Below are 13527 nucleotides of genomic sequence, written 5' to 3' on the forward strand. Positions count from 1 at the left end.
CGGGTGTGCTGCGCGCGAGCGCGTGGGCGCGGAGCGTGCGAGCGTGCGGGTGCGACGTGCGGGCGTGCTGCGCGCGAGCGTGCGGGTGCGAGCCTGCGGGCGCGGAGCGCGAGCGCGTGGACGCGGAGCGTGAGCGTGCTGTGGAGCGCCGGCGCATGGCAGGGCGCTCACGCGCGGCGAAGCAAGTTGCAGGAAAGGAACGGCAGATGTTGAATCGCTACCGGCGCACGCGCGCCTTGGTAGAGGAGGGCGGTGAGCTCGCCGCCGAGATGGCACTCTTCGTGGAGAACGAGGCGCGGCGGGCGGGGATCGACGTGTCGGTGCTCGACGAGCCGCGCGAGGAGCTGGTCATGGTGCGCGTGCGCGAGACCGCCCAGGGGTGCGAGTTCTTCCTGGGCGAGGCCCTCATGACCACGTGCCGCGTGTCGGTGGGCGCCTGCACGGGGCTGGGCATGGTGCTGGGGTCCGACCGGCACTTCGCGCAGAACCTGGCCGTGATCGACGCCGCCTTCTCGGGCGGCATGGGCGAGGGGCTTTCCCGCACGTGGGAGGCGCGCCTGCGCGAGGCCGAGCGCGGCATCGCGCGCCGCCGCGCGCGCGAGCAGGCGCGCGTGTGCTCCACGCGCGTGGACTTCTCGATGATGGAGGCGGAGCTATGACGGGCGAGCCTTCGTGGGCCTCCCTGAGGGAGGAGGCGCTGCACCGGCACCAGCGCAACTTCCGCCGCGTGCTCGACGCGTGCGCGTATCCGGGGACGGTCGTGCGGTTGGAGGTGGATGCGCGCCCGCAGGCGCGCGCCGCGGCGCCCGCCATGCTCGGCGAGGCGCTGTTCGAGGCGGTGAGCCTGCTCGTCGACCAGGCGACGACGTTCTGCGTGGTCGACGCCGCGTATGCGGAGGCGACGTCCTTCATCGCCGGCGAGACGCACGCCCGCCCGTGCGACGCGCCCGACGCGGACTTCCTCGTGGTGACGAGCCGCGCCTGCTCAAACGTGGCGCGCCGCGCCGTCCTCGGCGCCCGCGCGGGGGACCTCCTGGCTCCCGAGCGCGGGGCGAGCGTGATCGTGGACTGCGAGTACGTGCGGTCCTTCGGGCAGTCCCTCGTGCGGCGAAGCGCGCTTGCGGGCGCGCGCAGCTCCAAGCCGCCGGCCGACCTCTGCCGCGTGGAGGTGCGCGGGCCGGGCGTGGACGGGGCTAACCGCTTCGTTGTCGACCGCGTCGACTGGGCCCTGGCGCGCGCCGAGCGTGCCGACGAGTTCCCCTGCGGGATCGACGTGCTCCTGGTCGACCGCGACGGATTCGCCGTGATGGTGCCGCGCACGAGCGCGCTCGCGCTCGCTGACGGGAAGGCGGCGTAGATGGGCTACGTTGCGGTGCGCGGCGGCGGCCGCGCCATCGAGGAGAGCCTGCGGCTGCTGGAGGCCGAGCGCCTGTCCAGCGCCGCCGACGCGAGCGCGGCGGCCATCGCCTCGACGCTTCCCGACCTGGTCGACCAGGTCATGGGCGAGGCGTCGCTCTTCGCGCCGCGCCTGGCCGCGCTCGCGCTCAAGCAGGCGCAGGGCTCGCCTGACGAGGCGGTGTTCCTGCTGCGCGCCTTCCGCTCGACGCTCGAGCGCCCGTATGTGTCGCGCGTGATCGACACCGCCGGCATGTACGTGCGGCGGCGCATATCGGCGGCGTTCAAGGACGTGCCGGGCGGGCAGGTGCTCGGCGCCACGCGCGACTACAGCCACCGCCTCGTCAACTTCGACCTCGCCAGCGAGGACGCCGCCACGCGCGCCGAGCAGGCCCGCGCGCTGTCCGCCCACTTCGCCGCTGCTGAGCTCCAGGCGCTGCGCGCATCCGACGAGGCCCTTCGCGATGCCGAGGAGGAGGGGCGCGACCCCCTGTCCTCCTGCGGACGCCTGCCACGCGCGCTCGACTACCTGCGCGACCAGGGACTCGTGGCGCCTGCGGCACCTGCGGGGGCAGCTGCGCCGCCCGACGACGCCACCATGACCCCGCTCGTGATACCCGCCTCGCGCTCGATGCGCCTGCAGACGCTCGCGCGCGGCATGACGCAGGCGGTCGAGGCCCTGGGGTACGCGGCCATCCGCGGGTTCGGCCCCGCGCATCCCACGGTGGGGGAGCTGCGGAGCGGCCTCCTCGAGGTGGTCATCGACCGCCCGCTGGGCACCGGCGAGCTCGCCGACGCGTACTACGCGGGCACCGTCAGCGCGACGGAGGTGGAGAGCCTGTTCATGGCGGACGCGCGCGACGAGGGCGAAGGCGCGGACGCGGGGCTTGCCTTCGAGGTGGGCTACGGCATGGTGTTCGGGCGCTGCGAGTCGAAGGCGATAGCCATGAGCGTGCTCGACCGCTGCCTCGAGATCGGCGACGCGCGCTATCCCACCCAAGACGAGGAGTTCGTGCTCTACCACGTCGACGGCGTCGAGGCGTCGGGCTTCATCTCGCACCTCAAGCTGCCCCACTACGTCACCTTCCAGTCGAAGCTCTCGAGCGTGCGCTCGACGCGCGCGCCGGGTGCCGAGCCCAGCCCGCCCGCCGAGCTCCATTCGCCCGCCGGATCAAGCGCGCATGGCGAATCGAGCCCGCCCGCCGAACCCCATTCGCCTGACCTGCCCCATCAGGAAGACGTCGAAGGAGTCGCCGATGCAGCAACGCTATAACTTCGCGTTCTTTGACGAGGCGTCGAAGCGCGAGATCCGCCGCGCCGTGCTCAAGGGCGTGTGCATCCCGGGGTACCAGGTCCCCTTCGCCTCGCGCGAGATGCCCATCGGGCGCGGGTGGGGGACCGGCGGGCTGCAGATCACGCTGTCGCTCATCGGGAGGGACGACGTGCTCAAGGTGATCGACCAGGGAGCCGACGACTCGGTGAACGCCGTCAACATCAAGAAGCTCGTGTGCGACACCACCGACGTGGACGTGACCGACGACACCGCGCGCGCTACGCTCATCCAGTCGCGCCACCGCATCCCCGAGCAGCCCCTCACCTCCAAGCAGATCCTCGTGCTGCAGGTCCCCACGCCCGAGCCTTTGCGCAGCTTCGAGCCGAGCGAGGCGGCCACACGCGTCCTGCACGCCGAGGCTGACTACACGGGCGCGTGGCTCGAGCTGTTCGACCAGATCGTGGCGTACGACACCACGGTGACCGGCGCCGACCACCCCGTGATGGTGAACGGGCGCTACGTGATGGCGCCCTCGCCCATCCCGCGCTTCGACAACCTGAAGCTCGACCAGGCCGAGAACCTCACGCTCTTCGGCGCCGGGCGCGAGAAGAAGATCTACGCCGTGCCGCCCCACACCAGCGTGCGCCCGCTCGACTTCGAGGACTACCCGTTCGTCCGCGAGCGCTTCGAGGGCGTGCGTTGCGCGCTGTGCGGCGCGGAGGGCGTGTTCTTCGACGAGCTGGAGGACGAGGCCACCGGAGAAGTGCGCTACCAATGCAACGACACGGCCTTCTGCGCGGCACGTCGCGCGCAGCAGCGGGAGGGCGATGCCGCGCCCGACGGTGCGGCGCTCGGCCCGGCACCTGACGCGGCGCTCGACTCAGCGCCCGAGGATGCGCCCGGCGAGGAGCCTGGCGAAGAGGCCGGCGCGAGGGAGGTGGTCTGACGTGGCTGAGGCGTTGACTGCGTGCGTCGCGGCGGGCGGGGAGGACGCCCCGCAGCTTGAGGTCAGGGACCTCTCCCTGCGCTTCGGGCGGGGGTGTCCCGCCTGCCTGCGCGAGGCGCCCGCGTTCGAAGGCAACGTGTGCCCCGCCTGCGGCACGGTGCACGCCGTGCGCGCGGCGAGCCTGGAGGTGTATCCCGGCGAGATCGTGGGCATCGTGGGAGAGTCGGGAAGCGGCAAGTCGAGCCTCATGCGCTGCGTCTACTTCGACGAGCAGGCCACCGGCGGCGACGTGCGGGCGCGCCCCTTCGACGGCGGTGAGCGCAACCTGCTCGACCTCTCCCCGCAGCGCAAGCGCGCGGTGCGCAACCAGGTGTTCGGCATGGTGTACCAGAACCCCCACCTGGGGCTGCGCATGGGCTTCTCGTCGCTGTCCAACATCGCCGAGGCCATGATCGCCTCGGGCGAGCGCAACGTGGGCGTCATGCGCGCCCGCGGCGAGGGCCTGCTCGAGCGCGTGAGCATCCCCCTCGCGCGCGCGACGTGCCCGCCGCGCGTGTTCTCGGGCGGCATGCAGCAGCGCGTGCAGATAGCCAAGGCGCTCTCCGCCAACCCGCCCATCCTGCTGCTCGACGAGGTCACCACCGGGCTCGACCTGTCGGTCCAGGCCGCCGTGCTCGACCTGATCCTGGACATCCGGCGCAGCTCCAACGTGAGCATGCTGGTGGTGAGCCATGACCTCGGGGTCATCCGGATGCTCGCCGACCGCACGCTGGTGATGCTGTCCGGGCGCGTGGTCGAGCAGGGCCTGACTGACCAGATCCTGGAGGACCCGCAGCATCCCTACACCCAGAAGCTCGTGAGCTCGCTTTTGTAGCGCCCCGCGCAAAGGCGGCCCGCGGGCCTCCCCCCGCGAACCACGCCGGCCAGACGGAGACGGGCTGGCCTTCAGAAGAAGGAGAAAGAAGGAGAGCAAGCACATGGACGTCAACTCGTGCATCATCCGAGGCGGGGACGTGGTGTGTCCCGATCGCGTGCTCAAGGGCCATGACGTGGTCGTGCGCGACGGGCGCATCGAGGCCGTCGTCCCCACCGCGTCCGCAGAGCGCGACCTGCAGCCGGACGCGACGTGCGGCGCGCTTCCCGTGATCGACGCGCGCGGGGCCCTCGTCGCCCCCGGCCTCGTGGACATCCATTCCGACTACGTGGAGAACGTCGCCTCGCCGCGCCCGAGCGTCATCATGGATCTGGCCTCGTCGCTGTACAAGGCCGACCGCGAGCTGGTCAGCCACGGCATCACCACCATCTACCACTCGCTGTCGGTGTACGGCGAGACCATCTTCGATCACAAGCCCATCCGCAGCTTCAGCAACGTGAGCGCGCTGGTCGATCAGGTCGCGGCCATGCGGGCGGGCGAGGAGTGCGACCACCTGATCCGCCACCGCCTCCATCTGCGCGTCGAGCTCGACGCGGTGCGCCTGCTCGACGAGATCACCGCGTACGTGGGCGCGGGCAAGGTCGACCTGCTGTCGTTCATGGACCACACGCCCGGACAGGGGCAATACGCCGACCTCGCGGTTTTCGCGGACACCATCAGGGGGTACCGCGAGGCGACCGACGAGGAGGTGCGGGGCATCGTCGCGCGCCAGCAGCAGGCGCGCAAGCTCACCGCCGCGCAGGTCGTGGACCTTGCGCGGCTCGCGCGTGCGCGCGGCATCTCGGTGGCGTCGCACGACGACGACAGCGTGGGGAAGGTGGAGGCCATGAGCGGCGCCGGCGCGCGGATCTCCGAGTTCCCCATCACGCTCGAGGTGGCCCTCGCCGCCCGCGCGCTCGGCATGCGCACGCTCGCCGGCGCTCCCAACGTGCTCATGGGGCGCAGCCACTCGGGCAACCTCTCGGCGCGCGAGGCCATCGGCGCCGGCGGCATCGACGTCTTGTGCAGCGACTACTACCCGGCGGCGCTGCTCGACGCGGTGTTCGTGCTGCGCGACGCGTGCGGGATGGACATCGCCGCGGCGTTCGCGCTGGTGACGGCCAACCCCGCGCAGGCGGCGGGGATCGGCGCGGAGCTGGGCTCGATCGAGGCGGGCAAGCGCGCCGACGTGCTGGTGGTGCGCGAGATCGCGTGCGGCGCGGCGGGCCGCACCATGCCCGTGGTGACGCGCGCCTTCGTGGGCGGGCACTCGGTGTACCGCTCGCACTACCCCGACCAGCCGAGCGGCTACGGGCGCGACACGCGCGAGGCGCATGCGCGTTCGGCAGCGGGCTCCCTTAAGGCGAAGGCGGTCTAGGCCATGGCGCTTCTGAGCATCGAGGGCCTCTCGAAGTCCTTCACCCTGCATCACGCGAACCGCCGCATCCAGGGCTGCCGCGACGTCAGCTTCTCCGTCGAGGAAGGCGAGTTCGTGGGCATCACGGGGAAGAGCGGCTCGGGCAAGTCGACCATCCTGCGCTGCATCTGGCGGACGAACGTGCCCGAGGAGGGGCGCATCCTGTACGACTCCGCGCGCTTCGGCATGCTCGACCTCATGACCGCGACGCAGCGCCAGGTGGTCTACCTGCGTCGCTACGAGCTCGGCTACGTGTCCCAGTTCCTGAGCGCGTTGCCGCGCCAGACCGCCTTCGACATCGTGCTGCGCAGCGCGCTCGACGCACACGGCGCCTCAGGGGAGGGCCCCGCGCGCCGCGAGACCGAGCGCATGCTTCGCCACTTCGGCCTCGGCGAGGAGCTCTGGGGCATCTACCCGCGCACGTTCTCGGGCGGCGAGAAGCTCAGGCTCAACATAGCCTGCGCCATGATAAAGCGTCCGCGGCTGCTCCTGCTCGACGAGCCGACGGCGTCTCTGGACAACGCCTCCAAGCTCAAGGTGCGCGCGCTGATCGAGCAGCTGAAGGGCGAGGGAACCACCATGGTGGGAATCTTCCACGACCTTGAGTTCATGGAGGGGCTGTGCGACCATGAGTTCAACATGCAGGAAGGGATGATGGCGTGAGCGCAGAAGAGCTCTTAGAGATGACGGAAGGCCGTGCGGGGTCGGTTGACCTGCACGTGCACACCACGGCCTCGGACGGGTCGGACACCTTCGCGGAGGTGATCGAGCAGGCGCGCGAGCGCGGCATCGGCATGATCGCCTTCACCAACCACGATACCACGCGGGGCCTCGGCCGGGCGTGCGCGCTCGGCGAGCAGGCGGGCGTGCGCGTGGTGGGAGGCGTGGAGATAAGCGCGTGGGACGAGAGGCGCGGGCGCAAGGTGCACGTGCTGGGGCTGGGCCTCGCGGAGGGCTCGCCGGCCGTGGAGGAGCTGTGCGCGCCCCTGCTCGACCGGCGGCGTGCCGCCACGCTCGAGCAGCTTGACCGCATCGTGGAGGCGGGGCTGCCGATTGACGTGGCGCGTGCGCTCGAGCTGGGCGAGGCGTCGACGTGCCTGTACAAGCAGCACCTCATGGCCGCGATGACCGACGCGCCCTATGCGTCCGCGGAATACCAGGAGTTGTACCGGCGCCTGTTCAAGGGCGAGGGCCTGTGCGCCCTGGAGATAGGCTACGTCGACGCGCGCGACGCCGTGCGCGCGGTGGTGCGCGACGGCGGCCTGGCGGTGCTGGCGCACCCCGGCCAGCTCGACAGCTACGAGGTGGCGAGCGAGCTGGCGGCGGCGGGCCTCGGCGGCATCGAGTGCTATCACCCCGACCACACGCCCGTCGACCACGTCCGCTGCAAGCGCCTCGCCGAGAGGTTCGGCCTCGTGCTCACGGCGGGCTCCGACTACCACGGCTCCTTCGGCCGCACGCCGCACCTCGGCTTCAGGATCCCGGAGGACTACGCCCTTCGCCGCGCCCCTTCCCGCTAGCGGGCGGGGACGCGCCTGCTCAGGCGAGCAGGCGCTCGCTGGTGGCGGCGAGGGCCTCGGCGAGGGAGCGCTCGTCGGCGCCGCGGGCCTCGGCGAGCAGGCGGAGCGCTTCCTCGAGCTGGGCGCGCCACGCCTCGGCCGACCACGACTCTCCTGCGCGGGCGGGGGAGTCGGTCTCCAGCAGCAGCCGCCCCTCGGGGATGGCGCGCGCGTAGGCGCGCCCGCGCTTGCTGGCGAGCATGCGCGGCCCCACCGAGAAGAGGCAGCCGGCGCGCATCGCGCGGGTGAGCTCGTCGGAGGTTCCCGAGAACCAGTGGAGCACGCAGGCGTGCTGGCCGAGGGCGCCTGAGCGCTCGAGCGCGTCGAGCACGTCGCCGGCTGCGCGCACCGCGTGCAGCGAGATCACCTTGGGGGTTGCGCTCGCGGCGGCCGTGCGCTTTCCGCGTCCTGCGCCGCCGCGTCCGCCTTGCCCCGCCGCATCCCCAGTCGCTTTCCCGCAGCAAGCCGCCAGCGCGCGCTCGAGCGCCGCATGCTGGCGCGCGCGGCATTCCTCCCGCCCGCGCTCGCCCGCGAAGTCGAGCCCGACCTCGCCGATGAACCGTGCCTGGGGTGCGAGCTTCTCGAACTGCGCGGCCGCCGCGGCGTCAACTCGCCCGTCGGCCACCCACCACGGGTGCATCCCGAGCCCCACGCGCACGCCCGCACCTTCCGCCAGCAGCTCGCGCGCGGCGACGTAGCCCTCAGGCGTCACGGTGCACGAGAGCGCGCGCACGCCGAGCGCCGCCGCGTCGCGCGCGAGCGCCTCGGGGCTTGCGGCGAAGTCCACGTGGCAGTGCAGGTCGTAGAGCACGGGGCGCTTCGCAGGGTCCGCAAGGTTCGTAGGGTCCGCAGGGCTCACCGGGGCCTCCTTCGGTTCGTGTGCATTTGCTAGAGGTTGCAGGGCCTGACGTTCTCCCATGATACGATGCTTCGGGTTTACCTCAAGACGCGAAAGCTGGTTTTTCACCGTGGATATGATCGTAGAAGTTCTGAAGGCGCTGCTCATCGGCATCGTCGAGGGCGTTACCGAATGGCTGCCCATCTCGTCGACGGGCCACATGATCCTCGTTGACGAGTTCGTCAAGCTGCAGGTGAGCCCTGAGTTTCTCGAGCTGTTCCTGGTGGTCATTCAGATCGGCGCCATCTGCGCGGTGCTCGTGCTGTACTTCCACAAGCTCAACCCGTTCTCCACGCGCAAGACGCCCGCCGAGCGCAAGGGCACGTGGCGGCTGTGGGGCATGGTGGTGATCGGCTGCCTCCCCGCCGCGGCCATCGGCCTCACGCTCGACGACTTCTTCAACGAGTACTTCTACAACGCTTGGACGGTGGCGATCGCGCTCATCGCGTACGGCGTGGTGTTCATCCTGCTCGAGCGCCGCAACCGTCGCCGCGAGGAGGCCTACCTCGCCTCTGTGCGCACCGAGCGCCCGCGCGGTCGCCACGCGCGCGTCGAGGCCACGGCCCAGCTCGCCGATGCGGCCGAGGACGTCGAGGCGGCGCTGTTCAAGGTGCGCACTGTCGACGAGATCGACTGGAAGACGGCGCTCAAGATCGGCTGCTTCCAGATGCTCGCGATCATCCCGGGCACGAGCCGCTCGGGCTCGACCATCATCGGCGGCATGCTGTGCGGCTGCTCGCGCACGGCCGCGGCGGAGTTCACGTTCTTTCTGGCCATCCCCGTGATGTTCGGCTGGGGCTGCCTGAAGGCGCTCAAGTTCATGATCGGCGGCCTGGTCATGAGCACCACCGAGATCGCGGTCCTGCTGACGGGCATCGTGACGGCGTTCGTGGTGTCGGTGCTCTCCATCAAGTTCCTCATGGGCTACATCAAGAACAACGACTTCACGGCGTTCGGCGTCTACCGCATCATCGTGGGCCTGGTGGTGCTGGCCTACTTCGGCCTCAAGCTGACGAGCATCCTGTAGGGCGCGCCCGCGCGCCGCGCGCCGCGCGCAAGGTCTCGGCCCGAACGCGAGGAGGGTCCGGGAACGGCAGGTTCCCGGACCCTCCTTCTGTCTGCGCCGTCGCGCGCCCGTGCCGCGCGCCGCGCCCTACAGGCGGTCGGCGAGCTCCTTCACCAGGCTCTCGGTCTTGCTCCAGCCCAGGCACGGGTCGGTGATCGACTTGCCGAACACGCCGCCGTCGACGGGCTGGTTGCCGTCCTCCAAATACGACTCCACCATGAAGCCCTTCACCAGGCCGCGGATGGCCTCGTTGCGGCGGCATGAGTCGAGCACCTCCTTGCAGATGCGGAACTGCTCGAACGGCCGCTTGCCCGAGTTGTCGTGGTTGCAGTCCACGATCACGGCGGGGTTGCGGTACTTCTCGGACGTGTACGTCTCGGTGAGACGCTCGAGGTGCTCGTAGTGGAAGTTGGGGTACGTGCGCCCATCGAGCCCGATGTAGCCGCGCAGCACCGCATGCGCGAACGGGTTGCCCGGCGTGGACACCTCCCAGTTGCGGTAGATGAACTCCTGCGGGGCCTGCGCCGCGTAGATGGAGTTCAGCATCACCGACGTGGAGCCGGCGGTGGGGTTCTTCATGCCCGCCGGCACCGAGAGGCCCGAGGCCACCAGGCGGTGCTCCTGGTTCTCGACCGAGCGTGCGCCCACGGCCACGTAGGACAGCAGGTCGAGCAGGTACTGGTAGTGCGCCGGGTAGAGCATCTCGTCGGCGGTGAACATCCCCGTTTCCTCGATCACGTGCAGGTGCATGCTGCGGATGGCCTTCACGCCTTCGAGCAGGTCAGAGGGCGCCTCGGGGTCGGGGTTGTGGAGGAGGCCCTTGTAGCCGGTGCCTTTGGTGCGCGGCTTGTTGGTGTACACGCGCGGGATGATGATGATCTTGTCGTCGACCTCCTCGGCGAGCTTCGCCAAGCGCGTCATGTACGCGAGGACGGAGTCCTCGCGGTCGGCCGAGCACGGGCCGATCACCAGCAGCTTGCGCGCGTCCTCGCCTGAGAGCACGCGTGCCACCTGCGCGTCGAAGAGCTCCTTCTTCTCCGTGAGCTCAGCCGACAGAGGCATCTCCTCGCGGATGTCCTTGGGGATGGGCAGGCGGCGCTTGAAGTTCATTGCCATGGGTGTTGCCTTTCCTCGCCGGGGCGCCTACGCGCTCGGCGTCTCCTTCATAACCTTCAGAAGCGTCTCGTAGATCTCGCGCAGCCCCTGGTCGTACAGGGGGCCTTCGCTGTAGGCGCTGATGCGCTCGAAGATCTCGCCCTCGCGCGCGGGGTCGTAGAGCTTCATGCCGAGGGTCGGCTTGAGCTCGCGGATGGCCAGGGAGTGGCCGGCGCGTTCGTTGATGAGCGCCACCAGCTGCCGGTCGATCGCGTCGATCTCGGCGCGGTGCGCCTCGAGTTCCATGCGTGCGTGGTTCATGTCAGGCATGGCGGGTTCCTTCCTTAAGGTTCAAGCGGTAACGAGAAACGGCCCCCGCCAGGCGAGGGCCACTCGTGTGGTGCCATGATAGCAAAAGGCTTGAGCGGGGCGGCGAACTTCTTCGCCGCGCCATGTGGTTTTCCGCTCGCGGTCGGCTGCGGACTCTGGGCGCCTCCAGGGCACCTGGGATCCGGTCGCCGCAGCGCCAAGGGATTCTGCCTGTCGACCTCGATTATGGACGCGAGCTGAGAAGAATGGGGAGTTTCTCGAAGAGGCGCGATCTGCCGCGCCGCCGGTTCTATCCTTTGCGAAAAGAGGCGCTTCGCGAGAGTCCAGTCACGCGGAGCTGGCGAGGAACGAGAGGGGTCGGGTGCCGCATGGCAGAGAAGAACGCTTCGCAGATCGTCTTGTTCGAGTCTTCCGACGGTGAGGTCGCGCTCGACGTTGCCGTGGACGTGCGGCAGGAGGAGGTCTGGCTGAACCGCAGCCAGATGTCCGCGCTGTTCGGTCGCGACGTCAAGACCATCGGCAAGCACATCGCCAACGCCCTCAAAGAGGAGCTTGACGCGTCGCCGAATCCAGCTGTCGCAAAATTTGCGACAGTTCAACTGGAAGGCGATCGAGAGGTAAGGCGCGATATCGAGTATTACAACCTCGACGTGATCATCTCCGTCGGCTATCGCGTGAAGTCCCAGCGAGGCGTCGAGTTCCGCCGCTGGGCCACGGACGTGCTCCGCAGGTACGTCATGGAGGGACGCGCGGAGAACGAGGGCAGGCTGCGGCAGCTATCCCAGTCCCTGGCGCTCATGGAGCGCGTCGCCGACAACCTGGATGCCAGCCAAGTGCTCGAGATAGTGAAGGTCTACGCGACCGCCCTCGACCTCCTGGACGACTACGACCACCAACGCGTCGAGAGGCCGAAGGGGGATGACGCGACCTATGTCCTGAGCTACGACGAGTGCCGAGGTCTGATCGACGCGCTGAGATTCAACGACGAGAGCACCTTGTTCGGCGCGGAGAAGGACGACTCGTTCAAGAGCAGCATCGGCGCCATATACCAGTCCTTCGGCGGGCGGGAGATCTACCCGTCGGTGCAGGAGAAGGCGGCCAACCTGCTCTACTTCATCGTGAAGAACCACTCCTTCCACGACGGGAACAAGCGCATAGCGGCAACCATCTTCCTCTACTTCCTCGACAGGAACGGGATCCTCTACGAGTCCGGGAAGAAGGCGATCAACGACAGCACGTTGGTTGCAACCACCATCATGATCGCCGAGTCAAGGCCCGAGGAAAAGGAGATGATGGTCTCGCTCGTCATGAACTTCCTCAGCTGAGATGCTGGCGAGCGGAAGCGATCTTGGCGTGAGTTCGTCAAGCAGGTGCGCCGTCTCGTCCGCGGTACGTGCCGTTTGGTATGGCAGATCGCGGTCGGCTGTCCCGCTCGCGCTTGCTCGCCGTTCGCGGTCGGCTGCTCCGCTCGCGCTTGCGTGCCCGTGCGTCAGCCTGTGAATCCCAAGCGTCTCCAGGGCACCTGGGGTCCGGTCGTCGCAGCGCCAAGGGTCACAGCACCAGGAACGTGACGAGCGGGATGGTGACGAGCGAGAAGACGAGCGTGCCGACGGTGATGCCCGCGGCGTAGTCGCCAAAGTCGCCTCTCTGGGACGCGATCATGGGGACGATGGTCATCGTGGGGAGCGCCGAGAGCAGCGTGATGGAAGTCACGAGCTCGCTCGGAAGGGGCGTCAGGTGCAGCAGGGCCCCGATGCAGCACGGGACGAGCACCATCTTCACGGCGACCCCGACGTAGAACTCCTTCGACTTGAAGGCCGACATGAAGTCCGAGAAGCAGAGGAGCGCGCCCAGGTAGATCATGCACATCGCCGATGTCGAAGAGGCTATCGTTGACAGGACGTCCCCGAGAAGGTCGGGCAGGGGCCATTCCGCCAAAACGAACGCGAAGGCCAGGACCATGGCGATGATGTTCGGCGTAAGCACTATGTCCAGCACGCTGCGAGCCATGTGGCGCACGCTGTGCGCGCTTCCGCCCGAGGCGTCGGCGGCCTCGTGACGCTCGTGGCGCCTGCCCCTCGGCGTCGCCAGCCATACGCCGAGCGTCCAGAACACGGGAGTGTCGACGATGCTGAAGAGCGACAGGTACAGCAGGCCCAGATCCGGGAAGACGGCTGACAGGAGGGGGATGCCGACGAACCCCGTGTTCCCGAAGATGAAGCAGAACATGAAGACATGCCCTTTGTCGACCGGCATCCTCAGGGCCTTCGCAAGGGCGAGCGTGACGCAGACGATGAAGGCGTAGAAGCTCGCAGCGAGGCCGAGCAGGGGCAGGTTGTCGGCCATGGCCTGGCGGGTGCACCCCGTGACCGTCGCGTAGAAGATGAGGCACGGGAGAAGCACCTTGGTGACGAGGCTCGCGAAGCCGGGCATGAAGTCCCTCTTTATCACGCCCGCCTTCCCCGCGACGAATCCTACGAGCAGGATCGCGAAGAAGATGATCATGGTATGCAAAACCGCGTTGAAGAGCATCGCTGTCGCCTCGAGTTCCAAACCTTCGTTGTTTCCGCTGGGAAATTCTAAACGATGAACCGCAGCGACGTAAGGGACAGGTACAGCTTTCCGCTTTCAACGT

At 69.0% G+C, this 13527-nt stretch carries 14 protein-coding genes; 10 read left to right on the forward strand and 4 right to left on the reverse strand.

Features of this window, described 5'->3' with window-relative positions; genetic code table 11:
- Window positions 1–206 precede the first annotated feature (206 nt).
- The 8 genes from phnG to G7Y50_RS04275 all read left to right on the forward strand — a co-directional run bounded on the left by phnG (window position 207) and on the right by G7Y50_RS04275 (window position 7464).
- A complete protein-coding gene (gene phnG, locus G7Y50_RS04240; protein WP_165049518.1) occupies window positions 207–659 on the forward strand; it encodes a phosphonate C-P lyase system protein PhnG in 453 nt (150 codons plus the stop codon).
- On the forward strand, window positions 656–1357 hold the full coding sequence (locus G7Y50_RS04245) for a phosphonate C-P lyase system protein PhnH (protein ID WP_165049527.1): 702 nt from the start codon (window positions 656–658) through the stop codon (window positions 1355–1357). The genes phnG and G7Y50_RS04245 overlap by 4 nt, the downstream gene beginning before the upstream one ends.
- On the forward strand, window positions 1358–2668 hold the full coding sequence (locus G7Y50_RS04250) for a carbon-phosphorus lyase complex subunit PhnI (protein WP_165049536.1): 1311 nt from the start codon (window positions 1358–1360) through the stop codon (window positions 2666–2668).
- Entirely contained in the window at window positions 2652–3614 is a 963-nt protein-coding gene (locus tag G7Y50_RS04255; protein WP_165049543.1) for an alpha-D-ribose 1-methylphosphonate 5-phosphate C-P-lyase PhnJ, read from the forward strand. Before G7Y50_RS04250 ends, G7Y50_RS04255 begins: the two co-directional genes overlap by 17 nt.
- Before the next feature lies 1 nt (window position 3615).
- Window positions 3616–4488 (forward strand): ATP-binding cassette domain-containing protein, encoded by an 873-nt coding sequence (locus G7Y50_RS04260; protein WP_241156416.1) that lies wholly within the window; start codon window positions 3616–3618, stop codon window positions 4486–4488.
- Window positions 4489–4591: 103 nt separating this feature from the next.
- Complete coding sequence (phnM, locus tag G7Y50_RS04265) at window positions 4592–5905, forward strand: phosphonate metabolism protein PhnM (protein WP_165049585.1); 1314 nt, start codon at window positions 4592–4594, stop codon at window positions 5903–5905.
- Window positions 5906–5908: 3 nt separating this feature from the next.
- Window positions 5909–6607 carry a phosphonate C-P lyase system protein PhnL gene (locus G7Y50_RS04270; protein WP_165049612.1) on the forward strand — a complete coding sequence of 233 codons (699 nt, stop codon included), beginning with the start codon at window positions 5909–5911 and terminating at the stop codon, window positions 6605–6607.
- Window positions 6604–7464 (forward strand): PHP domain-containing protein, encoded by an 861-nt coding sequence (locus tag G7Y50_RS04275; protein ID WP_241156417.1) that lies wholly within the window; start codon window positions 6604–6606, stop codon window positions 7462–7464. Before G7Y50_RS04270 ends, G7Y50_RS04275 begins: the two co-directional genes overlap by 4 nt.
- Window positions 7465–7483: 19 nt before the next feature.
- Here G7Y50_RS04275 and G7Y50_RS04280 read toward each other — a convergent pair whose 3' ends face one another.
- The gene (locus G7Y50_RS04280; RefSeq protein WP_241156418.1) at window positions 7484–8362 is read right to left on the reverse strand and encodes a TatD family hydrolase; all 879 of its coding nucleotides are present in this window, start codon (window positions 8360–8362) and stop codon (window positions 7484–7486) included.
- Between the two features lie 115 nt (window positions 8363–8477).
- On the opposite strand from G7Y50_RS04280, the gene G7Y50_RS04285 reads away from it, so the two are divergent.
- Window positions 8478–9428: an undecaprenyl-diphosphate phosphatase gene (locus G7Y50_RS04285; protein WP_165049629.1), complete on the forward strand. Its 951-nt coding sequence runs from the start codon at window positions 8478–8480 to the stop codon at window positions 9426–9428.
- A 126-nt stretch (window positions 9429–9554) separates the two neighbouring features.
- On the opposite strand, the gene G7Y50_RS04290 is transcribed toward G7Y50_RS04285, so the two are convergent.
- Entirely contained in the window at window positions 9555–10583 is a 1029-nt protein-coding gene (locus G7Y50_RS04290; protein ID WP_165049653.1) for a 3-deoxy-7-phosphoheptulonate synthase, read from the reverse strand.
- Window positions 10584–10610: 27 nt separating this feature from the next.
- Window positions 10611–10892 (reverse strand): chorismate mutase, encoded by a 282-nt coding sequence (locus tag G7Y50_RS04295; RefSeq protein ID WP_165049665.1) that lies wholly within the window; start codon window positions 10890–10892, stop codon window positions 10611–10613.
- 368 nt (window positions 10893–11260) lie between these two features.
- On the opposite strand from G7Y50_RS04295, the gene rhuM reads away from it, so the two are divergent.
- Entirely contained in the window at window positions 11261–12217 is a 957-nt protein-coding gene (gene rhuM / locus G7Y50_RS04300; RefSeq protein WP_165049670.1) for a virulence protein RhuM/Fic/DOC family protein, read from the forward strand.
- 226 nt (window positions 12218–12443) lie between these two features.
- On the opposite strand, the gene G7Y50_RS04305 is transcribed toward rhuM, so the two are convergent.
- Window positions 12444–13424 (reverse strand): AEC family transporter, encoded by a 981-nt coding sequence (locus G7Y50_RS04305; RefSeq protein ID WP_165049677.1) that lies wholly within the window; start codon window positions 13422–13424, stop codon window positions 12444–12446.
- Window positions 13425–13527: the final 103 nt, after the last annotated feature.

It is taken from the genome of Adlercreutzia sp. ZJ176 (assembly GCF_011038975.1).
Lineage (GTDB): Bacteria > Actinomycetota > Coriobacteriia > Coriobacteriales > Eggerthellaceae > CAAEEV01.

Bases quoted from the DNA above. Each gene is read 5' to 3' on its own strand.
- rhuM (WP_165049670.1), top strand. From the start codon at position 11,261: ATGGCAGAGAAGAACGCTTCGCAGATCGTCTTGTTCGAGTCTTCCGAC.
- G7Y50_RS04255 (WP_165049543.1), top strand. From the start codon at position 2,652: ATGCAGCAACGCTATAACTTCGCGTTCTTTGACGAGGCGTCGAAGCGC.
- G7Y50_RS04305 (WP_165049677.1), bottom strand. From the start codon at position 13,424: ATGCTCTTCAACGCGGTTTTGCATACCATGATCATCTTCTTCGCGATC.
- G7Y50_RS04290 (WP_165049653.1), bottom strand. From the start codon at position 10,583: ATGGCAATGAACTTCAAGCGCCGCCTGCCCATCCCCAAGGACATCCGC.
- G7Y50_RS04250 (WP_165049536.1), top strand. From the start codon at position 1,358: ATGGGCTACGTTGCGGTGCGCGGCGGCGGCCGCGCCATCGAGGAGAGC.
- G7Y50_RS04295 (WP_165049665.1), bottom strand. From the start codon at position 10,892: ATGCCTGACATGAACCACGCACGCATGGAACTCGAGGCGCACCGCGCC.
- G7Y50_RS04270 (WP_165049612.1), top strand. From the start codon at position 5,909: ATGGCGCTTCTGAGCATCGAGGGCCTCTCGAAGTCCTTCACCCTGCAT.
- G7Y50_RS04245 (WP_165049527.1), top strand. From the start codon at position 656: ATGACGGGCGAGCCTTCGTGGGCCTCCCTGAGGGAGGAGGCGCTGCAC.
- G7Y50_RS04285 (WP_165049629.1), top strand. From the start codon at position 8,478: ATGATCGTAGAAGTTCTGAAGGCGCTGCTCATCGGCATCGTCGAGGGC.
- phnG (WP_165049518.1), top strand. From the start codon at position 207: ATGTTGAATCGCTACCGGCGCACGCGCGCCTTGGTAGAGGAGGGCGGT.
- phnM (WP_165049585.1), top strand. From the start codon at position 4,592: ATGGACGTCAACTCGTGCATCATCCGAGGCGGGGACGTGGTGTGTCCC.